General features: G+C 36.0%; 25 protein-coding genes. 12 read left to right on the forward strand and 13 right to left on the reverse strand.

Annotated elements, in window-relative coordinates:
• Window positions 1-2: 2 nt before the first annotated feature.
• Window positions 3-938, reverse strand: a complete 936-nt coding sequence (locus B9Y84_RS18900) for a PorP/SprF family type IX secretion system membrane protein (RefSeq protein WP_085518965.1) — start codon at window positions 936-938, stop codon at window positions 3-5.
• A 607-nt stretch (window positions 939-1545) separates the two neighbouring features.
• Between B9Y84_RS18900 and B9Y84_RS18905 the strand changes: the two genes are divergently transcribed.
• On the forward strand, window positions 1546-2283 hold the full coding sequence (locus B9Y84_RS18905) for an acyl-CoA desaturase (RefSeq protein WP_085518966.1): 738 nt from the start codon (window positions 1546-1548) through the stop codon (window positions 2281-2283).
• 236 nt (window positions 2284-2519) lie between these two features.
• Here B9Y84_RS18905 and B9Y84_RS18910 read toward each other — a convergent pair whose 3' ends face one another.
• Window positions 2520-3104, reverse strand: coding sequence for a hypothetical protein (locus B9Y84_RS18910; RefSeq protein WP_139828102.1), 585 nt, complete (start codon window positions 3102-3104; stop codon window positions 2520-2522).
• Between the two features lie 279 nt (window positions 3105-3383).
• Here B9Y84_RS18910 and B9Y84_RS18915 point away from each other — a divergent pair, with 279 nt between their 5' ends.
• On the forward strand, window positions 3384-4379 hold the full coding sequence (locus B9Y84_RS18915; RefSeq protein WP_085518968.1) for a DHH family phosphoesterase: 996 nt from the start codon (window positions 3384-3386) through the stop codon (window positions 4377-4379).
• A gap of 101 nt (window positions 4380-4480) precedes the next feature.
• Here B9Y84_RS18915 and B9Y84_RS18920 read toward each other — a convergent pair whose 3' ends face one another.
• The 5 genes from B9Y84_RS18920 to B9Y84_RS18935 all read right to left on the reverse strand — a co-directional run bounded on the left by B9Y84_RS18920 (window position 4481) and on the right by B9Y84_RS18935 (window position 8435).
• Window positions 4481-4906: an SRPBCC domain-containing protein gene (locus B9Y84_RS18920; protein WP_085518969.1), complete on the reverse strand. Its 426-nt coding sequence runs from the start codon at window positions 4904-4906 to the stop codon at window positions 4481-4483.
• A 100-nt stretch (window positions 4907-5006) separates the two neighbouring features.
• Window positions 5007-5579, reverse strand: coding sequence for a Crp/Fnr family transcriptional regulator (locus B9Y84_RS18925; protein ID WP_085519040.1), 573 nt, complete (start codon window positions 5577-5579; stop codon window positions 5007-5009).
• Between the two features lie 181 nt (window positions 5580-5760).
• A complete protein-coding gene (locus B9Y84_RS18930) occupies window positions 5761-7599 on the reverse strand; it encodes a T9SS type A sorting domain-containing protein (RefSeq protein ID WP_085518970.1) in 1839 nt (612 codons plus the stop codon).
• A gap of 230 nt (window positions 7600-7829) precedes the next feature.
• Window positions 7830-8006 (reverse strand): hypothetical protein, encoded by a 177-nt coding sequence (locus tag B9Y84_RS20670; protein ID WP_176223843.1) that lies wholly within the window; start codon window positions 8004-8006, stop codon window positions 7830-7832.
• 75 nt (window positions 8007-8081) lie between these two features.
• Window positions 8082-8435 carry a MotA/TolQ/ExbB proton channel family protein gene (locus B9Y84_RS18935; protein WP_085518971.1) on the reverse strand — a complete coding sequence of 118 codons (354 nt, stop codon included), beginning with the start codon at window positions 8433-8435 and terminating at the stop codon, window positions 8082-8084.
• 197 nt (window positions 8436-8632) lie between these two features.
• Between B9Y84_RS18935 and B9Y84_RS18940 the strand changes: the two genes are divergently transcribed.
• The gene (locus tag B9Y84_RS18940; protein ID WP_139828103.1) at window positions 8633-9637 is read left to right on the forward strand and encodes a sensor histidine kinase; all 1005 of its coding nucleotides are present in this window, start codon (window positions 8633-8635) and stop codon (window positions 9635-9637) included.
• A complete protein-coding gene (locus B9Y84_RS18945; RefSeq protein WP_085518973.1) occupies window positions 9634-10305 on the forward strand; it encodes a LytR/AlgR family response regulator transcription factor in 672 nt (223 codons plus the stop codon). Before B9Y84_RS18940 ends, B9Y84_RS18945 begins: the two co-directional genes overlap by 4 nt.
• Window positions 10306-10372: 67 nt before the next feature.
• Here B9Y84_RS18945 and B9Y84_RS18950 read toward each other — a convergent pair whose 3' ends face one another.
• The 4 genes from B9Y84_RS18950 to B9Y84_RS18965 form a co-directional block, all read right to left on the reverse strand.
• Window positions 10373-12040, reverse strand: coding sequence for a formate--tetrahydrofolate ligase (locus B9Y84_RS18950; protein ID WP_176223844.1), 1668 nt, complete (start codon window positions 12038-12040; stop codon window positions 10373-10375).
• 58 nt (window positions 12041-12098) lie between these two features.
• Complete coding sequence (locus B9Y84_RS18955) at window positions 12099-13175, reverse strand: flavin monoamine oxidase family protein (protein WP_085518975.1); 1077 nt, start codon at window positions 13173-13175, stop codon at window positions 12099-12101.
• Between the two features lie 111 nt (window positions 13176-13286).
• Complete coding sequence (locus tag B9Y84_RS18960; RefSeq protein WP_085518976.1) at window positions 13287-13751, reverse strand: hypothetical protein; 465 nt, start codon at window positions 13749-13751, stop codon at window positions 13287-13289.
• Between the two features lie 167 nt (window positions 13752-13918).
• Window positions 13919-14467 carry a toxin-antitoxin system YwqK family antitoxin gene (locus B9Y84_RS18965; protein ID WP_085518977.1) on the reverse strand — a complete coding sequence of 183 codons (549 nt, stop codon included), beginning with the start codon at window positions 14465-14467 and terminating at the stop codon, window positions 13919-13921.
• A 116-nt stretch (window positions 14468-14583) separates the two neighbouring features.
• Between B9Y84_RS18965 and B9Y84_RS18970 the strand changes: the two genes are divergently transcribed.
• The 7 genes from B9Y84_RS18970 to B9Y84_RS19000 all read left to right on the forward strand — a co-directional run bounded on the left by B9Y84_RS18970 (window position 14584) and on the right by B9Y84_RS19000 (window position 19469).
• Window positions 14584-15036 carry a hypothetical protein gene (locus B9Y84_RS18970; protein WP_085518978.1) on the forward strand — a complete coding sequence of 151 codons (453 nt, stop codon included), beginning with the start codon at window positions 14584-14586 and terminating at the stop codon, window positions 15034-15036.
• A 53-nt stretch (window positions 15037-15089) separates the two neighbouring features.
• Window positions 15090-15908 (forward strand): SDR family oxidoreductase, encoded by an 819-nt coding sequence (locus tag B9Y84_RS18975; protein ID WP_085518979.1) that lies wholly within the window; start codon window positions 15090-15092, stop codon window positions 15906-15908.
• 67 nt (window positions 15909-15975) lie between these two features.
• Window positions 15976-16206 carry a hypothetical protein gene (locus tag B9Y84_RS18980; protein ID WP_085518980.1) on the forward strand — a complete coding sequence of 77 codons (231 nt, stop codon included), beginning with the start codon at window positions 15976-15978 and terminating at the stop codon, window positions 16204-16206.
• A complete protein-coding gene (locus B9Y84_RS18985) occupies window positions 16206-16616 on the forward strand; it encodes a PIN domain-containing protein (protein ID WP_176223845.1) in 411 nt (136 codons plus the stop codon). The genes B9Y84_RS18980 and B9Y84_RS18985 overlap by 1 nt, the downstream gene beginning before the upstream one ends.
• Before the next feature lie 11 nt (window positions 16617-16627).
• Window positions 16628-17854 carry an MFS transporter gene (locus B9Y84_RS18990; RefSeq protein ID WP_085518982.1) on the forward strand — a complete coding sequence of 409 codons (1227 nt, stop codon included), beginning with the start codon at window positions 16628-16630 and terminating at the stop codon, window positions 17852-17854.
• A gap of 105 nt (window positions 17855-17959) precedes the next feature.
• Window positions 17960-18640, forward strand: a complete 681-nt coding sequence (locus tag B9Y84_RS18995) for a hypothetical protein (protein WP_085518983.1) — start codon at window positions 17960-17962, stop codon at window positions 18638-18640.
• A gap of 97 nt (window positions 18641-18737) precedes the next feature.
• The gene (locus tag B9Y84_RS19000) at window positions 18738-19469 is read left to right on the forward strand and encodes an NYN domain-containing protein (RefSeq protein WP_085518984.1); all 732 of its coding nucleotides are present in this window, start codon (window positions 18738-18740) and stop codon (window positions 19467-19469) included.
• A 2-nt stretch (window positions 19470-19471) separates the two neighbouring features.
• Here the strand turns inward: B9Y84_RS19000 and B9Y84_RS19005 are convergent, their stop codons facing one another.
• Window positions 19472-20164, reverse strand: coding sequence for a synaptonemal complex protein 1 (locus tag B9Y84_RS19005; RefSeq protein ID WP_085518985.1), 693 nt, complete (start codon window positions 20162-20164; stop codon window positions 19472-19474).
• Window positions 20165-20338: 174 nt separating this feature from the next.
• Here B9Y84_RS19005 and B9Y84_RS19010 point away from each other — a divergent pair, with 174 nt between their 5' ends.
• Window positions 20339-21253, forward strand: a complete 915-nt coding sequence (locus tag B9Y84_RS19010; RefSeq protein WP_317043254.1) for a TIGR01777 family oxidoreductase — start codon at window positions 20339-20341, stop codon at window positions 21251-21253.
• A gap of 164 nt (window positions 21254-21417) precedes the next feature.
• Here the strand turns inward: B9Y84_RS19010 and B9Y84_RS19015 are convergent, their stop codons facing one another.
• Window positions 21418-22035: a cytochrome c oxidase subunit 3 gene (locus B9Y84_RS19015; RefSeq protein WP_085518987.1), complete on the reverse strand. Its 618-nt coding sequence runs from the start codon at window positions 22033-22035 to the stop codon at window positions 21418-21420.
• Window positions 22036-22046 lie beyond the last annotated feature (11 nt).

A 22046-nucleotide genomic window follows, 5' to 3' on the forward strand; every position in this document is an offset into this window, starting at 1 on the left:
TTTTAAAAACTACCCAGACTATTTACATGGTAGCTAAATACTGACAGCCTAATCCCTAGACTAATTTCATGTGTTAGAAAATTTGTTCCTACCGATTCATTAGTAGGTAGTTCAAAAACATATCCTAAATTAACCTTGTTGGCTAAGACCGTACTAAGCAGAATTCCGTATGTGTTGAAATTTCGCGTAAAAATTCCAACTGAATGTTTTCGATCTATTCGACCGCTAAGTGAGAAGTCTAAAGAAGCAGGGGCTCCTAATACTCCTCTAAATAGAATCGATGGTTTGAATTGTATTTTTTCAGTACTAAAAAACACATATGCTGCAGATAAATAGAAATGCTGGTTGTATAAATCAAATTGCTGATTTGCATTTTCAAAAGTAGAAGGGACTAGTCTTGGAACGGAAAATCCGATAAAGTATGAATCATTCATCAGAATAGCTCCAACGCCCACGTTGACTCGAGTTCCCCGTTCACCTGCTAAAAAGGCATTATCATCTGAATCATAAATGCTAAGTTCTGAAAAGTCTGTCCTATAACTTTGAGTGCCAAATTGCATTCCGTAACTAAAAGTGCTCCTGCCAAAATCTATTTTATAGGCTGCTGTTACATTTATTTCGGTTGTACTTAGATTTCCTATTACATCATTCGAAATTAACACACCACCCCCAATTTTATTTTTAAATAAAGAACTATGAGCACTAACATTTACGGTGTTAGGCTGTCCTTCTATTCCATTCCATTGAGAGCGATAATTAATATTGGCATTCAAGGCGTTATTTATTCCAGTATAAGCAGGATTGATAACTAAGGGGTTTACTAAATACTGTGCATAGAGTGGGTCTTGCTGTGCAAAACCAATACTATTGAATACTAGTAAAATTAGACTTAATACTATTGCTTGACTTGTCCGCATATCAATTGCTTTCAGCTTCAATTTCTTGTTAATTCTTATGCTTATAAAAAAAAACTACACGCTAAACTAATAAAATATTATTAAAATATTTCAACTTTTCCTTTAAATTATATAGTAATAGGCGGCATTATCCTCTATTACAGGTAGAAGTATCTATAAACATTACATTTACTGAGTAGAGAGCTTTTAGATTATTGGAGTAGTCAAATGCAGTTTTTCTAAATGATCAATATTTTTTATGATGAAATTTGCGAGTTTGATCTTCAAAGCCTTGCGTTTTAGGAAGAAGAGTGCGTTCCGTATCTTATGGCAACCTATTATAATAGGTATATGCAAACTTTCTTTTTTGGCTGAATTGGCAATTTTTTTCTCTTATCAGATTTTCCTCTATTAAAATTAGACTCTCAACTCATTTAACTTATTGTTTTCGAGCCATTAAGAATTGATACCTGATTGTTTAGTAGGTTCTTTTGATAGAAAATTGTAACTCTTTAAAAACATATCTTCTTTTATCGCACGAACAATTTAAAGAATTTACTGTTCTTTGTAGTGGAATTCAATTCGTAGTAATCATACCTAAAGAGTCCCCTTTTTATTCAATTATTAATTAAATCACACCCATTCAAAAATGGCTATTATTATTTTTATTCTAGTATTGTGGTATGGAGGACTTTTCTTTCAGACTTTCTTTCTTCATCGTTACGCAGCGCATCAAACTTTCAGTATGTCTAAGTATATGGAGAAGCTCACCTACATCTTAACATGGATCTTTCAAGGCAGTAGTTATTTGAGCGCTTATGGCTACGGCATTATGCATAGAATTCATCATGCCTATACTGATACTGAAAAAGACCCGCATTCACCTAAGTATGATAAAACCCTTTTTGCCATGATGTGGAAAACCAAAAAGATCTATCAAGATATAAATAAAGGAAAGATTAAAGTGGAGGAAAAATTTACTACTAATGTTCCTCAATGGAAAAGCTTTGATCTTTTTGCAAGCTCCATCTTTTCCAGAGTCTTATGGGGTGCAGTTTATGTAGCTTTCTTCTACTTCTTTGCCACAGCATTATGGCAATGGCTATTGCTGCCCTTAGTATTTTTAATGGCTCCAATTCATGGTGCTATTATTAATTGGTTCGCTCATATTTATGGCTATATAAATTTCAAAATGAAGGATACTTCCAAGAACTTTCTCCCTTTTGATTTTTTGATGATGGGAGAAGCCTACCATAACAACCATCACAAAAGAAGTGGTAACCCCAATTTCGGTGGCGTAAGATGGCATGAGATTGACCCAACCTATCTCATTATGAAAGTCCTGAATAAATTTGGAATCATTCAATTGAAGAAAATAAATAGTTAATCTCTTTAGATAATGTACGCTTTCACCCTGCTCTGTTTCATTTAGATTTACCCCTATCCAAATTGTTAAAATAAAAATTAGAAAACTGGCGATTGCATTTAGGGATTTGTTAAGACGATTATGAATAGGCCCTCATTTCGCCTGCATAGCAGAAAAATTATGCTGGAGACAGTTGCAAGGAACAGATTTAGGATGGTTTTGGAGACGTTTCAGAACATCTTAAAGTTTAAATAACGCTATTTTAATGCAAAACTGATCCCAAATCCTAGGATCAGTCCTCCTGGCGATATCAACTGCAATACTTGCTCAGAGATTGGTGACAATTGAGAGCCATCCTTGATAGCCCAAGGCTGTTCTCTAAAAGCGAATGAGTAGCCAAGATTAATAGTGAAGGTATTGTATTCTCCAAACCACCAGTTGTAGCCCATTTTCAAATTTACAGTACTTAAGCTTTCAAATCGCATAGTTACTTCTTGAGCTGACCCTGAGCTTGTTTGAAATTCTACTTCGATATCCTCGATCCCTGACGAACGTACTAGGTTAATTCCCCAAGTAAAACCATGTCGATAAGATTGATCGTACCGAAGACCGAATGAAGTTCTAATCCCCCAAGCACTTATTCCAACTCCTGCTTGGGCAAAGAGTGTTTTATCAATAATATAATTTCCAGAAATACCTGCTATTCCTGTATAAGTATTAATCCCTGTCCCAAGCCCAAGATAAAACCTTGGCCGATCTTCGGGGTCATAATAATTTCCATCCTGAGCGCTTAAGTCCAAAGACATGCTAATCAGTATAAGAAAAAGTAAGGCTCTTTTCATCGAAATTTTGTGCTGAGTTTGTTAATAATCTGACCACTATAGCACCGAATTACAAAAATATAGATTTTATATTAATAACCTATTAGGCTACATATTCCTGTTTCATCTATAAAAGAAAGCACTATTCTTTCCTTTTGATTTAAACTGTGGAAAGGATGAACCCAAAAAGGAGTGTTCATAACATTGAAAGACCTTCTCCAAAAAATTAAAATGTGCACATAAAAAATAATACCTTGCGGCCTCGTTCCAAGATGGAAACCTAAATACAATCACATTTACATGAATATTTATCAACAAATAACCGCTGAAATTAAGGCAGCTGATCACATTGTCATTACCTCTCACAAGTCTCCTGATGGAGATTCAATCGGGAGCTCATTGGGTCTTTTGCGCTTTATCGAAAAACTAGGCTGCACTGCTAGGGTTTGTCAACCAGATCCGGCTCCAGCCTTTTTAGATTGGTTGGATACTTCTTCTTTTTTGGTGATGACGGAAAAACCAGAAGCTGTGACAGAAGCTTTCAAAACTGCAGATTTAATTTTTTGCCTGGACTACAATGCCACTAACCGTGTTGGATCTGCCATGCAAGAATTGCTGGAAGTGAGCGATTGTAAAAAGATCATGATTGATCACCATTTAGATCCTGAAGACTTTGCCACTTTGAGTGTGTCTAAAACTAGTGCTTCCTCTACCTCAGAGTTGATCGTAGAACTTATCGAGCAGTCAGAAAATGCAGCGCTACTTGACTCAGAAATTGGAACACCACTATATCTTGGAATATTGACCGATACGGGTAGTTTCCGATTTCCTTCCACTAGTCCACGCACTCATCAAGTTTTAGCCAGAATATTGACTGCAGGAGTAGAGCATCACTTGATTCATGAAGCATTAAGTGATAATAACACAGCAAGCAAGTTACGTTTGCAGGGCTACGCTATGTCTGAAAAGCTGGAGATTATGGATGATTACCAAGTGGCCATTATTTCCTTATCGAAAGAAGAATTGGCGAAGTATGATTACCAAAAAGGAGATACTGATAACCTGGCCAATCAAGCTTTATCGATTACAGGAATGAAAGCTGCTGTTGTCTTCACAGAACGAGACGGCATCATCAAAATGTCATTCCGTTCGAAAGGAGAAAACCCTGTAAATATATTAGCTTCCGAAAACTTTAATGGAGGTGGTCATGCTAATGCTGCAGGCGGCATGAGCGAATTATCAGTCAACGAAACTTTAGATAAGATTAAAAGCTTGGTACCGAAATATTTTTCGTGAAAAGGCAAGGCTTGATCAACAGCAAAACCTCGGCCATTGCAGATTGATCAAGCTTTCTCTCCATGGAAAATATGCGAAGTAATTTAAAGAAATTTTGCGCATTATTCTTCTGCCAATTCTTTTAACTTTTCGTTCATAGATTGAAACCCTTTTTTGGTATTCTCTAGATTTAAAAAGCCAACTAATATCCCTTTGAATTTTTCACTATGCTTAAAGGTTGTTGTATCATTTCTATTATCAATGAGCTCAAATTTGTGCTCTCCGTCAAACAGTCCTTGAAAAAGCAAATGCCCAATCCACTTTAATTCCTTATTTGCTTGAAAAGTTAGAATTGTCGGTTCAAAGGTCATCAGTTTTGATTCTGGCGGTTCAATTTTAACCGTGATTTTATTTCCTGCTTTCACTTCTCCGCTGACTGATTTAATGAAGGGGTTCCAGTTCGGATACTCAGAAAAATTTGTTAGAATCGACCAAATTTTTTCTGGTGTAGCCTTTATCAGTATTTCTGTTTTGATTTCTTTTGCCATTGTCTTTGTATTAAAAAAGTATTGTAAAATAATTTCCGTTTGGATTACCTTACAAAGGTCATACATAACAATTGCTTTACTCTTGACAAATATCAAGGAATCATAAAAGTTGTTTTTTCCTTACCCTACTAAATGTCTCTGGTGTCATTCCGAGCATTGATGCAATGTATTGCAAGGGCACTTGATTAAATAACTCTTTATTGTTCTCAAAAAAGTGTTCGTACCTCTCTTCTGCAGTCATAGATAAATGACTAAAAATTCTGTCTTCTAAAATGGCAAAACATTTCCCAATAAACAACTTTTCAAGTTCATGCCATTGCGGAACGAGGCTTCCGATTTTTTCATAATCCGTTCTGTTAATAGTATAAAGAACGGTATCAGTTAAAGCTTGAATTGTCCAGCGGGCAGGTTCATTGAATAACAAACTGGAAAGATCTGTTACAAAATATGATGGTGTTGAAATCCATTGGGTTACTTCCTTATCTTCTGTTGTTTTATAGATTCTCAAATAACCCGATTTAATAAAACTGAGCTTATTGCATTGGTTTCCAGTTTTCAAAAAATAGTCTCCCTTTTTAATGGTTTCTAATTGGAATAAAGAACTTACCGTTTTTAGATCTTCTTTTTGAAAGACTCCGAAATAAGATTTTATATTTTGTTCAAGCTCTGTCATTTTTTTTCTAATTAAGTATGATGAAGATCCATTTTTAAACAATGAAAAAAAAGCTCTGTAAAAGATAATGTTGAAAAACCCTCGATCTTGAGGCTAGGTGAAAAAGCAAGACTGATCACCTTGTCCCCAAGTAAAAAGTAAAGCACGGGAGCTTTTCCTCCCGTGGTTTTAAAGTGAATTGCTATTCCTTAATAATTCTTTTTATCGTTTTTTTACCATTGAGATTGATATTGCAAATGTAAATACCCTTTTTCCAATCGGTAATATCGATCCTCAATTTTTGTTCTTTTAAGCTAGCTTTATATACTTCTTTCCCTGAAAAATTGCTGATGCTTACGGAGGCTTCGTTCAGCATCTCTTCTTTTGAAAAGTCAATGGTCACGTAGTCTTTCGCAGGGTTAGGGAATATATCCACTACAAGATCCTCTGGCTCTGTTGGGTCACCTTCTCCATTACCATCAATAATACCATGAGCAAGTTCAACCTCATCATTTGGCAATCCTATAATTTCCCGCTTACAGCAAGCAACTTTGAAAAATATATCCACAGCATCCCATTGTGGACCTACTGCTAGTCTAAATTTATACACTTTATCAGGTCTCAACTGATAGCCTTGTGGCAGAAAATCAGTAATATCAATATCGTTTGGAGCTTGTCCGGAATTGACCCAATCTGAGTGTAATACATTAATATCTGTCCAGCTCATAAGATCAAATTCTGAGAGACCAACAAAATATCGATCTTCATTGCAACTGGCAGAGCCGTCTACCAACAAAGCATCAACCAGACAAATTTCTGCTACTTCTATTGGTCCATACATTGAATTTAACTCCAACATTTGGTTTGGGTATCTGAATTCTGCCGCAGCTGTAGAGCTACTTCCTATTTCACATTCAGAACAGTTGAAGACCTGATAATAAGGTTTTCGGATAGTGCTCATGTCGGTGCCTTGATTGCTTTTGTCCCCCGCAATAATAAATTGACAATTGTTAAAAGCAGGAGCCCAAGAACCATTAATGTTTCCATCCTCCTGATAATTACGAACCAAACTATTGTTGGCAGCATACAATCTTGCAAAGGCTCTTGAACTACTCGTCCAAGAAAGAAGTAATTTATCATTAGCATCAACATTCACTTTTGCTATTTTCTTTGGACTTAGTGTAGTAGTGCTATTTCCGGAGATCTTTTTGACCCCTGAAAGTCCATTTACATAGAAAACATCACCGTTTTTCCTCAAAGCTACCTGATGTGAATTGTTAATCGCTAAACTTATCCTTTTGAATCCGCCATAAAAGGAGTAGCTATTAGTGACAGTTGAATTAGCAGGTGAAGCAGCATTGTAAGCATACTTTTTTATATCTGCCAGATTGCTAGAAGATACACCTCTTGAATAGCCAATTAAAATATGACCGTCATTGTAATCCATAGAATGTGCTCTAAGCTTATAGCTGGGAAGATCAAGGTGTGTCACATGATCCACCGCAATTTCACCTTTGTAAGAAAGCCCAGCACTGTAGCTTTCGATCTTTAGTTTATCATTATTAAAGCGAGACACCAACACATCCATCTCGTCCGTTAAAGCTAAATCTATAGCCGGATCACTATCGAAGTGATCTACAATCTTCTGACCTGTCTGAATTCCAGAAGTATTATATCTATTTAGGACAAGTTTTGTATGAGCATCATAATCATTGAAACCCAGAACATAAATATTGTTATCTGAAGAAATCTTAACTATACTTGCACTGGATCCAAGATTAAAAACAGGGATATCCTGAACTAATGGTGAACCAAGGTTATCGAAAATAGTCATAAAAGTACCTGGAGAGCCAGAGCTCACAGACATAGGGGCATTCTCATTTCCGTAGGTTACCACTATATAGTGATCATTTAAATCACTATCCACATTCCAGTGTGATTGTGTATAGTTTGATGCAGGTGATGAAGGGGTAACCACCAATTGCGCTGTGCCCGTTGTGGCAAATAATAAAGCAATGAAAAGTAAAATGTAAGTTTTCATAATTGTTGAATTTATTGGGTGAAAAAATTATTTAGAGGAGGGAATCCCCTCCGGTTTTGATTGCAATCACCCTTATATCAACAGTTTTGAAATTTGTTACCCTTGTCGCTAATATTGCATTCTATATCCCTATGTTCTGAACATTAAACTGATTCCTTTTGATTCATAATTTAATTAAAGCATCTCTTCTTTCTGCTGAATCAAAAAAAAGCACGCATTTACATGCATGCTTATGTTTCGAATAAAAAGCCAGAGATAGATTCATGAGACCAAACTATCACCTGACCATTATGGAAACGGCTACTTTTTAATGATTTGAAAGATGAAGTTTTTTCATAAGCTTGATGTGGATCAATCGTGCCTGCCTCATTGACCATTGGAATTCTTATCATTAGAAGGATATCCATGAAGTCTGAATGCTCAAGAAATTGGCAGCCCTAGCCTCGCGACTAGGCCATTGCCTGACTACTATAGAAATGACTTTATTTCTTTATAAAATTGAAAGCGATTTTTACGGCTTTAGCCAAAAGAAAAATTATGAATCCGTAAATAGTGACGTAGGAAGATACCTTTAAACCTCCGGCCAATATGGCCTGCGAAACTTCGCCCATCATTTCTATTCCTTTAAAGGCCTCAAAAAGACCGATAACCTGACCAAATATGCCAAACACAAAAGCAAACAATGCCAGCTCCTGATTAATTTTTAGCCATCTCTCGGACTTATTTTTTAAAGCTAAAATGGAGGTTATTATAACTCCTATAAAAAGGACCGTTAAGCTTCCCATAAATTCGATTCCACCCTCAATAAGTATTTCAATAATATTCATAGTATTCATAGTATTCTATTTTTTGATGATGCACAATTATAAATGATGTACTTGAATTCATTTTTTATTATCGATGGTTTTCCACTGAATGAAGGTAAACAACATCTTTTATACTGTAACAGGTCATTCTTGCTTTCCACCTACTCAAAGTGGTATTTTATCGATTAAAGGTGTTTCTTGTCAAATCTTGTATAATTTTACAGCTCGTGATTCGCATAATCTATCATATCGCCTTTTGGCTGCTTTCTTTTTTGCTCTGTGCTTTTTTATTGAGCTATGATAATAATTGGACTGAAGCTTTGCTGCTATCTTTTGTTTATTTACCAGTTACCGTTTCAGTTGCTTATGTCATTTCTTACTTTCTCATTCCAAAATTTCTTTTAAGAGGAAAACAACTAAAATTTGTACTCTATACTTTATACCTGCTCGTAGGGGCAATATACACTACGCTTATCCTTAATACTTTCGTTTTTATTTCAGTGGCTGATTACCAATATAATTTGATGCCGCCTGCAACTCGGGATTTTGCTATTTTGAATGCCGTTTTGTTTTTAATTGTGCTGCTTTTTGTGGCGATAAGCAGTATTGAAAAGCTAGTAACCACAGAGAAGGAAAAGAACGAGGCCATTGAAAGTATGGCACAGGCGGAGCTCCGTTTCTTAAAAAGCCAATTGAACCCACATTTTTTATTCAACACCATGAATAATCTCTATGCCTTAAGCCTAAAAAAATCTGATAAAGCTCCAGAATTAATTCTGCGCTTAAGCGCCTTGCTGGAATATATTTTGGAACACAGCAAAAATGATCTAATCTCTCTTAAAGATGAAATTGACATATTGGAAGACTATATTTATGTAGAAAGCTTTCGCTTCGGAGATCGATTAACTATAAAAAAAGAAAATTCAATTGTTGAAAAGAGTGCTATCCAAATACCTCCATTGTTACTGATTACGCTGATGGAGAATTGCTTTAAGCATGGAGGGAAAAATAATACAGGGAAGATAAATATAGAATATTCATTTCACAAAATTGACGATATACTGCGCATCACATTTTGCAATAACTTTATTGAGCAAGGAGAAAATTCAAAAGCCATCGGGCTTCAAAATATCGAGAGTCAATTGTCATATATTTATAGAAATGACTATGAAATGAAAAAGACTATGGTAGATAATTGGTTTAAAATCGAAATAGAAATTCCTACAAAATGAAAGTTTGGAAATGTATTATAGCAGATGACGAACCTTTAGCTCGCGAACTGATCAGTGATTATGTTGCTAAGGTCCCATTTCTGGATTTGAAAGGTGCCTTCACTAATGCATGGGAAGTAAGAGATTATCTGCGAACGAACACTGTTGACTTGCTTTTCATCGATATCGAAATGCCGGGTCTTGATGGGCTCACTTTTATAAAAAGCTATCCTATTCAACCGAAAGTGATTTTCATCACAGCCCATAGAAAATATGCGGTAGAGGCTTTCGAAGTCAGAGCTTTAGATTATTTGCTGAAACCTATTTCATTCGAACGATTTTTGAAAGCAGTGAATGAACTAGATACTAAAAGCTCGGAAGCTAGTATTCCGTCCAAACATATTTTTATTTCTATTGACCGCCAACAGTTTAAAGTTGCCCTTGACAGCATTTTGTATATCGAATCTAAAGGAGATTATCTCAAATTCATTATGCAAGAAGGCAAGCCCCTTATCACTAAGATGACTTTAAAGTCTCTTGATTTACCTGATAACTTTACCCAAATACACCGATCCTTTATTGTAAACGAAGATAAAATTGAAGCTTTTCAAAAAGACAAAGTGAAGGTTGGGGAGGATTGGTTGACTATTTCAAGGTCATTTAGGAGGAATATTTCTTTTGGGGGTTAAATAATTGTAGAGAGGCGATACATCGCCTCTCCACCATCCATCATTTCCCCCTTTGGGGGTTAGGGGGCTAAAACAATCCCGTAATCTTACCCTCCTCATTCACGTCAATTTGCTCAGCTGCTGGATGAGCCGGTAAGCCTGGCATCCGCATGATATTACCTGTAATCGGAATAATGAAGCCTGCTCCAGCTGCAATCTCTATTTCACGAACGGCCAGAGAGAAATCTGCCGGTCTTCCCATAAGCTTCGGATTATCAGAAAGCGACTTTTCTGTCTTTGCCATACAAATTGGCATGGCATCTAATCCTAGATTGTAAATCCGCTTCAAGTCTGATTGTGCTTTAGCTGAATATTCTACTCTAGTGGCACCATATATTTCTTTTGCAATTTTGTTTATTTTCTCCTCTACTGGGCTTTTCCAATCGTATAGCGCTTTAAAAGCTGCCGTCTCAGCCTCTACAGAATCAACTACCGCTTGTGCTAATTCCAATGCTCCTTTACCGCCATTTGCCCAAACATCTGCTACGGCTGCCTTAATATTTTTAGATCGCGCAAAAGCTAATAATGCCTCTATTTCTTCTTCTGAATCAGTGCTGAATTTATTAATGGCAATAATGGGAGTGATTCCGAATTTCTCAACATTTTCAATATGCTTTTCCAGATTTGGAATTCCATTTTCAAGTGCCTTCACGTTGGGTTCCTTTAAGGTTGATAAATCTGCTCCACCATGATATTTTAAGGCTCGGATAGTTGTAGTCAACACTACAGCCTTAGGTTTTAGACCAGCACTTTGACATTTTATATCTAAGAATTTTTCGCCTCCTAAATCAAACCCAAAGCCCGCTTCAGTTACAGTGTAGTCCGATAAAGACATCGCCATTTTGGTGGCAATTACCGTATTGGTTCCTTGTGCTATATTCGCAAATGGTCCCCCATGAATAATCGCTGGGTTTCCTTCAATAGTTTGAACCAGATTGGGTTTGATGGCATCTTTAAGTAAGGCCGTCATCGCCCCTTCGGCTTTTAGGTCTCTTGCATAAATTGGCGTCTTATCAAAAGTGTAGCCAATAAAAATATTTCCAAGTCGCTTTTTCAAATCAATCAGATCAGAAGATAAGCAGAGAATCGCCATTATTTCTGAAGCAGCAGTAATGTCAAAACCTGTTTCCCTTGGAATGCCAGAAGTTGTTCCACCTAAACCTACTACAATATTCCTCAGAGCGCGATCATTCAAATCCATTACGCGTTTCCATGCGATAGTTCGAGGATCAATTCCTAATGAGTTGCTTTTACTTTGAAGATTGTTGTCTATGATTGCGGACAATAAATTATTGGCTTTTTCAATGGCTGAAAAATCTCCCGTAAAATGAAGATTAATATCCTCCATGGGCAAGACTTGTGCCCTTCCTCCACCAGTAGCGCCCCCTTTCATTCCAAATACTGGTCCAAGAGAAGGTTCACGTAGAACTACGGTTGTCTTTTTACCTATTTGATTTAATGCTTCTGAAAGCCCGATTGACATGGTGGTTTTGCCTTCTCCACCGGGAGTCGGAGAAATAGCCGAAACAAGGATCAAATTGCTTCTCTCCACTAACTTTTCATCAAGCGCTTCAAGTGGCAATTTGGCTTTATACTTACCATACATTTCAATCGATTCAGGATCAACCCCTAAGTTTTCAGCAATTTGCTGAATGGGTTGTAATTGGCATTTATTTGCTATTTCTAAGTCTGTCATCACCTTAATTTATGGACATGAATTTACGAATCAGTATCTATAGTTTTCATGACTGTTATCAATTATTTTGCTGATTTGAATCTTTTTCAAAGGTTTTGAGGATTTGTGTGAAGGCATTTTCACCAGCAGCCACCGCACCATCCATATAACCGGGGAAATTTGCAGCACTTTCGGAACCTGAGATAATTAATCGATTATCGTAGAGGGACTCTCTAAAAATTTGGTTCCCATTGTTTTGGTGAGGCTGCATAAAAATATTTTTAGGCCACTTTACAAATTCATCGTCTGACCAAATATATTCATGATAACCAATTGCTTGTTGCACTTCCTCTCCTAAGATGGTGGATAATTGTTTAAAAACTTCTTGTTCTCTTTTCTTTATATTTAGGTGCTTGAATTCTGGATTCAAAAATCCGCATAGGGCAAATTTATTTTCTTGCTGGTTAGTATGATCATAGCATTCAACGAAAGGGCCAAAATTGCTCATGATCGTTGCCGGTTGCTCATGATCTCTCCAGAAAGCTTTTTTGAATTCTAGTGCTGCTTTAATGGAATCCTCCATCCAAGTCTGTGTATTTTTTGCACTCTCTTCCATTTGTTTCGGCAAAGATGGAGAAAACCGTATTTGATGCGCCCAGATTTTCGGAGGTACTGATAATACCACCTGATCAGCTTTAAATACATTGTCGTTTTCCGTGCTGACAACTAATTTATTTTCAGATTCTTTTATATCCGTAACTTTGGTATTGAGCATAATATCCTGCGTCCCCAAGCTATTGCCTAATGCCTCGATAATGCTTTTACTCCCACCTGCAATTCTATAATTTGCTTCCTGCTGCGGCAGTTTATGTTTGCCGTGATGAGGTGATTTGGGATCATCAAAAAAGAAGAAGTTTCCAGTGTATTGAGGAAAAGCATTTAATTCTAATTCCGCTAACAATTTAATAAGGCTTTGGTGTTGTTTACCAAACCAGGTGGCCCCCATTTCTAGTGGTGTTTCCTTAGTGGTCATTTTTGTGAAAATGCGGCCTCCAATTCTGTCTTTGGCTTCCAGTATTTTGAAAGGTATTTTGGCTTCTTTTAATCTGTATCCAGTAAGTAAACCCGACAACCCTGCACCTATTATTACGATCATTTTGAGTACTGCTTATATTGAGCGTATATCAACTTTTCCTTATTTAAAATGTTTGCATTAGAAGCTCAACAGCAATTTGAAAAAGGGAATTTAAAACAGTTTATGTGCTTATTAAGAATCATTGGTGCGTTCTACTTTTTTATCCAATCGATGATTTTCAAACACTTCAAAGCCCGTTTTCAAAAAACCAATAAACCCAATTCCTAAAACGATAGACCCTATAGATAACTCTTGAAAGGCCTCATTAGGCATAAAAAAGTAAGCAGAGCACCCGAATGTTATTAGTAAAAGAACCATGAACAGCATTACATACAATACTATCTTACCCTTTTTTGGATCTTCCCATATTTTTTGTGAAAATTTGTTTTGTGTTTTTGTGGTGTCTTGCAAAGTAGAAAAGCTGATGCCCAAGCCCATGAAAATTAACATCTTGTTAAAATCTTCTAGCATTAGCATATAATGTTCTACCATATAATCAAAACCATGAAAATAAGGTTTTAGAGCAAAAAATAAGGCTGTCAGCATTAAGGGGTACTGTAAATAGCTCAAAATTTGGAAAGTTTTCCGTAGGTTCATCGAGGCGTAATTTTAAAACTTTAACTAGAAACCAAATATTGCTAAAATAATTTTTCAATTATCTCTTTACGAGCATTTTTTCTTTGCTCGGCCAAAATTGAAACGTAAGGCAGTTTGCATTGTAGTAGGCAGTTTGTTTTAGTCAGTGTATTAATGTTCCAGTATAGTTAGAAATCATTTTTATCTAAGATGCTTTGATACCAGCTGTATGAAATTTCTCCACTCTCGTAATATTCTTTTACCTCTACTATACTTCCCTTTTCACCATAATCTTTGGTTTCCATGAGCTTGCCTTCCGAATCGTAAAAATTCCAAATTCCAATCCTGATTCTCCAATCTTTGTAGGTGCCTTCAGCGGCCAATTTCCCATTATCATGGAATTTTTTTATTGGGCCCGTTACCTTATTTTGCTCATAGCTTCCAATTTCTTTGTAATTACCATTTTCGTAGTAATTTATCCATTGACCTTGACCAACGCCATCCACAAACTGCTGATAGGAATCATATTGGCCATTAGGGAATCTTGAGAATAGAATTCCTGTAAATGGTTCAGTTGCTCCTTTAGCATAGTAGCGATAGGTTCCATCAGAGCTGTTCGCTGTCACTTCACTCATAGAAAGCGATTCTCTGCTCTCTACATCCTTCATAGAAAGTAGCTTTTGTGCTCTTAAATTGAGAGAGAAAAATAGCAGGATTAACACAGATAAGGTCTTCATACTTTTTATTTTGAATAACTACTTTTATCTTGTAGTTGTTTGACTATCTGCATATTGCATCTACTTTTTTTTTCTATCGAATACAACTATTGACAAGGAATTTGGGTCTATTAAATATGAAACGCTACCTATACTTTATATTCATCCCCTTCTTGATTTGCTCATGTAATAAAGAAGAATTTGAGCCACCATTCAATAATCAAGAATTTTACCAGAATCATGAAGCGGCAAACTGGACAAGAGACACCGCAAAAGAACACTTACAAGGTAAATGGGAATTAGTTTATATTTACTGCTGCGGCTTTGGAGAAAGTAATAATTGGTCAGCCATAGATGATGGCTACTTTGAGCTCCAATTTGAAGGTGATAGTGTTAAAGTTTTTAGGAATAATGCTCTTGATCAAACCCAATATTGGAAGTTTGATGAAAGTTTTGAAACTAGCTTTGATTTAGAAACTGAAGACCCAATTTCGAATACATTTGGTACTATGTATTTTTCTGAAGATTATATGCTTTTTAACGGTTCCCCTTCAGACGGCTCAGATAACTACTTTCAAAAAGTAGAATAAGAAAACACAAAAAATTCCCTAACCATTTCTTTATAAATAAGTTGAGTATTGCTATGAGTAATACAAAAACCATCGCCATAACAGGAGCAACATCAGGAATTGGATTGTCCACTTCAGAAGAATTATTAAAAAAAGGACATCAGTTAATTTTCTTAGTCCGCAATACTAAAAAGGCCGAAGAAGTAATTGCCAATTGGGCCAACAAAGGAAATGTCATTATCATTAAATGCGATCTTGCTGACCTAAAATCTGTAAGAAAAGCGGGGGAAGAACTGTTGCAAAAAACAGATAAACTGGATGTTTTAATTAATAATGCGGGAGGAACATTCACTGAAAGATTAGAAAGTAAAGACGGCTTTGAATTGCATTTGGCGGTCAATCATTTAGGACATTTTTTACTTACCAAAATATTGATGTCCTTATTGGAAAAAAACAATACCAAAGTAATTAATGTAAGTTCAGAAGCGCACAGAGCAGGAAAACCAGATTGGTCTGATTTAAATTTAAGAAAAAAATATTCGACCATATCGGGATATGGCAATGCCAAACTTTATAATGTGCTCTTTACCAAATCATTAGCTGACAAAGGACTAACTTCTTATGCGCTGCACCCTGGAGTGATTGATTCTGGTTTTGGCGACCAATTGCCCGGCTTTTTCAAATTAATGTGGAAATTAGGAAAGCCTTTTATGAAAACTACTCGAGAAGGCGCCTCTACTTCCATTTATTTGGCCACTAATGAGCTGTCAACAGATAAAAACGGGGGCTATTTTAAAGATAAGAAAGTGAGTAAAGCATCCTCCCTTGCCAACAGTCAAGCTGCAAGAGATAGGCTGTGGGAAGAAAGCGAGGAAATGATTAAGAGTCTTTAATGATAAACTCTATATTTATCAATGTATTCCTTTAATTTGTATCTTTAAGTATAAAAATTGCAAACCTATGGAAGCTTACAGGTATTTAAAAAAGATTTCAGATAAGGGAACAATAACAATTTTTGACAAGCCATCATTATTTGGACAAGAAGTAGAATTAATTATTATCCCAAAAGAAAAGCAAGCTAAATCTAAAAAGAAAAATGCCGAACAATTTTTAGAAAAATGGTCTGGTTTTCTTTCAGTAGAAGATTCAGAGAAAGAAAAAGCTGCTTTTTTAGAGCAAAAATACAAATAATGAAAATAGTATTAGATACAAACATTATTTTAGATATTGCATTAAAAAGAACTCCTTTTTACGAAGATTCAGCTAAGTTAATTTCAAAAATCGGTGTAGGGAAACTGAATGGTTTTATAACAGCTACTACCATTACAGATATTTACTACATCGCAAAAAAATCTCAAGGACATGATACCACTATAAGTTTTATTACTAGTCTGCTTACCGTTATAAACGTTTTAGGTGTCGATTCAAAAATTATTTTAAAATCGTTAAAGTCGGAAATTAGAGATTTTGAATATGCTATTCAAGCTAATACTGCCTACATTAATCAAATAGATTATTTAATCACAAGAAATAAAAAAGACTTCATTAAATCTGATACCAAGGTTTTAAGTCCAACAGAATTTCTAGTTGAGCACGGATAAATCTGTCTACAATGTCAAATTACAATACTCCCACCCGAATACTTCCTATTATCGTTTTTTCTCAGTTTTGCTGTACTTCCTTATGGTTTGCAGGAAATGCTGTAATGCCAGATTTGCTTGAAAGTTTCGATTTGGCACCTACAGCTTTGGGCAGCTTGACCTCTGCGGTGCAATTTGGATTTATCCTCGGCACGCTAATTTTTGCTATTCTATCTATAGCCGATAGGTTTTCTCCTTCCAAAGTGTTTTTCTTTTGTGCACTCATTGGAGCTGTAGCGAATTTAGGTGCTGTTTGGGAAGGAAATACGTTATGGAGCTTATTAAGTTCTCGCTTTGCAACCGGCTTTTTCCTTGCAGGAATCTACCCAGTAGGCATGAAAATAGCGGCTGATTACTATGAGAAAGGATTAGGCAAATCTTTAGGGTTTTTGGTGGGAGCATTAGTGTTAGGAACCGCTTTTCCACATCTTTTGAAACAATTTACTCAAAACATACAATGGCAATTAGTTATTTATATCACTTCTGTCTTAGCTAGTTTGGGTGGAGTGCTGCTTTTGGTATTGGTGCCAGACGGCCCCTTTGGTAGCAGAAGCCAAAAGCCGGATTTTTCAGCTTTCTTTCAAGTTTTTAATAAAAAGGAATTTAGAGCCTCGGCTCTTGGCTACTTTGGCCATATGTGGGAGTTATATGCTTTTTGGGCATTCATCCCTGTAATCTTAATTGCTTATAAAGAGCTTCATTTCAATATTGATTTCAATATTCCACTTTTATCATTCAGCATAATCGGAATCGGTAGTTTGTCATGCATAGCAGGAGGCTACATTTCAGAAAAGTATGGAGCGAAAAAGACTGCCGGCACTTTTCTCTTGCTATCGGGTTTATGTTGTTTAATCTCCCCTATGATCATCCTCTACGCTCCAGCAGAGGTTTTTATTTTCTTCCTGCTTTTTTGGGGAATGGTAGTTATCGCTGATTCGCCTCTATTTTCTACTTTGGTGGCCAAAAATGCACCATCAGCAATAAAGGGAACCGCTTTAACAATCGTCAATTCCGTAGGCTTTGCCATTACCATTATCAGCATTCAGCTCTTGAATATCCTCTGGTTAGAGCTTAACCCAGTCTTTATCTACATCATTCTGGCGATTGGGCCATTTTTTGGACTATTAGGCTTATTTACAGTCAATCGCCTCTCTGTTTCGGGAAGGAATGAGATTGAGGCACGAAATTCAAAATTTTGAAGATTGTTTTCAATGAAAATTTTATAAGCACAAACAAAGTTTATTTGGAATCCTAAGAAATCAGGTGTATCCTTATACTCAGAAAAAAAAGACCAACCTTAAAAGATGGAAGAAAAGTCAAATAAAAATAGCACTCCAAATAGTACTGATAAAAAGCCTTCCAAAAAGCCCTATTACAAAAAAAGATACAATCCGAAACCAGCCAAAAAGAAGTTTTGGAACGCTGATAAGATAGTGAGTTTGTCTGCAATGGCAATTGCACTTTTTACCTTAATAGTTCTGCTATATCAAAGTCACTTATTAGACAAGCAATATGAGCTTACAGTTAAACAGCAGAAAGCTTCTGTACTTCCTTATATTCAATTATTTAATGGCGCTGGCGAGAGTTGGTATTCCATAAAAATCCAAAATAAAGGCCTTGGCCCTGCCTTTATTAAGAACTTATATATTAAAGAAGGAGATTCAACTTTTTTCCATTATAATCTGTACGATTTTTATCAACAACAAAATACTGACACAGTGTATAACTATAATTCTGCTTCTGTATTTGACGGGCTTGTATTAAGTCCAGGAGAAGAATGGGAGCTTTTTTCAGCAAGAGATGGCAGCTCTGGATTAGCTAAGATTTCTAACTTTTTTGATATGTACTTTGGGAGAGGCTCAAAGATACTTTTCATTGAATACGAATCTGTATTTGGAGATACATGGATCTCAACATCTGGGCTTGAAAACAAGACCAAGGAAGAATATGGAGACTTTGAAGTCTTCTATGATCTAGTTGAATGAATATATTGCAGCATAGCAATAGTGTTAGATAAATTGCTCTTTCACCAACTAATTTTCATTTAAGCAGTACAAGGATAGTAGCACTTAAATTTAAAAGATGGATATCAATTTAGCAGTATTAATAGATGGTGATAATATTCCTTCCGCCAACGTAAAAGAGATGATGGAGGAAATTGCTAAATATGGTAACCCTACCATCAAAAGAATTTACGGGGATTGGACTAAGCCCAATTTAAGTAAATGGAAAAATCTTCTCTTAGAAAATGCCATCACTCCAATTCAGCAGTACGGCTATACAACGGGTAAAAATGCTACCGATTCTGCCATGATCATTGATGCCATGGATATCTTATATTCTGAAAAGGTTGATGGCTTTTGTCTCGTATCAAGCGACAGTGATTTCACTAGACTTGCGACTAGACTTCGAGAGGCTGGTATGAAAGTATACGGGATAGGAGAAAAGAAAACGCCTAACCCATTCATCGTGGCTTGCGATAAATTTATTTATATCGAAATTCTAAATACACAGCCAGAGGAAAAGGAAAGTACTGCATCTAAAACAAAGCCGGATGTGGATAAGGTTACTCCAAAAGAAATTAAGCTTATATCGAGCACTATAGCTGATTTAGCAGATGATGATGGCTGGGCTTTCCTTGGTGATGTTGGAAACTTACTTCAGAAAAAACAACCCAATTTCGACTCGAGAAATTATGGTTTCCCAAAACTAACTCCACTCATTAAATCCATTAATAATTTTGAAATTGAAGAACGATTTGGCAACCGTAATAATTTGAAATTGGTCTATGTGAGAATGAAGAAGAAAAAATAATCCTATTTTATTTCTTCCATTCTAGTTCTATAAGTCTCTACAATAGATTTTACTTTTTCAAGCTCCATGTATAGAGAGTCTATTGATACTTTTAGGCCTTGAAGGTTTTGTGAATATGCTGTTGAATCACTTCTCAATTCTCTTAGTTTTTCCTCATAAGAGCTAATTCTTTCATTTGTTTTCTCCAAATTATTCTGATTTTTGCGCTCATCTTTTTTCAGGCTTTCAAATTCCTTACTTAGGTAAGTAGCGGCTTGCTCTGATTCATCAATTTTCTTCTGAGCCAGATCCGTTCTCATTTTGATATTAAAATTATAGATGAATTCTTCTAGTGCTTTTTGCAATTCAGGATATACATCCTTCGGAATACCTTGAGGGTCAATTCCTGCCCAAATAGCACTTTGCTCTTTATTACCCTTTATCTGACTAAATATTAAAATCTGATCGGAATGAATATCCGTTCTGAAATTGGTTTGATAGGATTTATGAGATTGTGTTTCCTCACTTTTGCCAAAACTTTTAGCATAGCTCTTCCAACTTTCATCTGCTTTTTCTTTTGAAAAAGGCAAATCAATTTCATATCCTGCCACATCTACACCCAAAAGGTAATGTTTTGTGGCTATCGTTTGAAATTGAGCTAGCGACAAATTGATATTAAAAATCAAAAAAGCGAATATTAAAATATATCGTAACATATAGAGTCAGTTCTTTAAGTCTGCAAATGCAAATATAAGTAATCTGGTGCTGTTAATTAATTCACATAATACTTCAATCAATGAAATTACAAAAATCAAGCCCATTTTTTGGGCTTATTTAAAAAAGCCAACATATTTGACTCGCTTGAGTTAAAACAGGTATAACAAATGACTATGCAAAAAGTATTAATAACAGGTGGTTCGGGTTTGGTAGGAACAGAGCTCTCGGCTCTTTTAAAAGAAAAAGGATATGAAGTAGCACATCTAACAAGAAGTAAAAAAGACAACTATCCGTATCAACAATTTGAATGGGATATCAAAAAGCAAGAAATGGATGAGGGCGCCATTCGCTTTGCCGATGTTATTATTCACCTCGCAGGTGCAGGTGTTGCGGATAAAAAATGGACGGACGACAGAAAAAAATTAATATTGGAAAGCAGAACACATTCTGCTGCTCTTTTATTTAACACCATCAACAAAATGCCCAAAGAGGCACCTCATCACTTTATAAGTGCAAGTGCAATCGGCTATTATGGCATGGATACAGGAGATAAATTAGTCGATGAAATGTCTGACGCAGGAAATGATTTTTTAGCCGAAGCCACTAAGAAATGGGAAGCATCAGCCGACCAGCTTGAATCATTAAAAATCCCTACCGCCAAAATTAGAATTGGAATTGTTTTAACCGATAAAGGTGGCGCGCTTCCGCAACTAGCTCAACCCATTAAATTATTCGCAGGAGCACCGCTAGGCTCCGGAAAACAGTGGATGAGCTGGATTCACATAAATGATTTAACTCGCTTATTTTTGCATGTGTTAGAAAATAATTTGACTGGAGTTTACAATGGAGTAGGAACTAATCCTGCAACGAATAAAGAAGTGACAAAAGCTGTGGCAAAAGCATTAAGTAAGCCCTTGATTTTGCCGAATGTGCCTGCTTTCGCCATGAAATTACTTTTGGGAGAAATGGCTCAAATGGTATTAGGCGGAAATAAAGTCAGCGCTAAAAAAACCTTAAATTCAGGATTTACATTTAAGTTTGAACAGTTAGATAATGCATTAGATGATATTTACAGCCAAAGACCTTAACTTCTAAAGGGTGTACCAAGCACTAAAATGCCATGATTTTTTAATTTGATTCAAAAGCAGGTATTATTGCTTTTTGCCTTTGATCATTAATGGAAATAAAGGGCTTTACTTACTGCTGAATTAAGGCTTTAATAAAGTTTTCTCTTAAGGGGTCAGAGGAGTGTCTACAGAAATACCCAAAAGCTAACTATCAAAACAGCCCACAAAATACCTAAAAAGTGCCACCCTTTAGTAATCAATTCATACTTCAAATGCCAAAATGGATTGGTTTCTGCAATCAAATATTTGACAGGGTCTTTAGATATATTTTGTGTTTGTAAGATTAAAAATCCTAAGTACGTATGTGCAGCCAGAAAGTGAAGAGCATGTAGCCCTGTCAATACATATAGAAACGAAGAGGAAACATCCGAAGAAAACAACACTTGTGAATCACTAAGGGCTTTCCAGCCTAAGATTTGACAAAGGGCAAATCCAAGACCCAAGAAAAAAGTAAATCGCAAAGCAGTCAGTAAGGATGGGATTTCTTCTGACTTAAATAGATTGTGAATGGGATGAATCATGAAACTAGAAGCACCTATAAGGATAGTACTTAAGACGAAAACAGCAGGCATTTCAATGTCTTTGTTGCCCTCATTTCCCAAACTCATAAAAAAGGAGAACAACAGAAAGAGAAAAATGAGGGTGCTTCCTAGTAAGCTTAAAATAAAAATCATTTTATACGGGTGCATTTTTTCCACCCTTTCAAAAAATGATAAATTCTCTTCTTTCGTTTTCTTATTCATATTCCAAAGCT

The sequence above is a fragment of the Marivirga sericea genome, from assembly GCF_900177665.1.
GTDB lineage: Bacteria > Bacteroidota > Bacteroidia > Cytophagales > Cyclobacteriaceae > Marivirga > Marivirga sericea.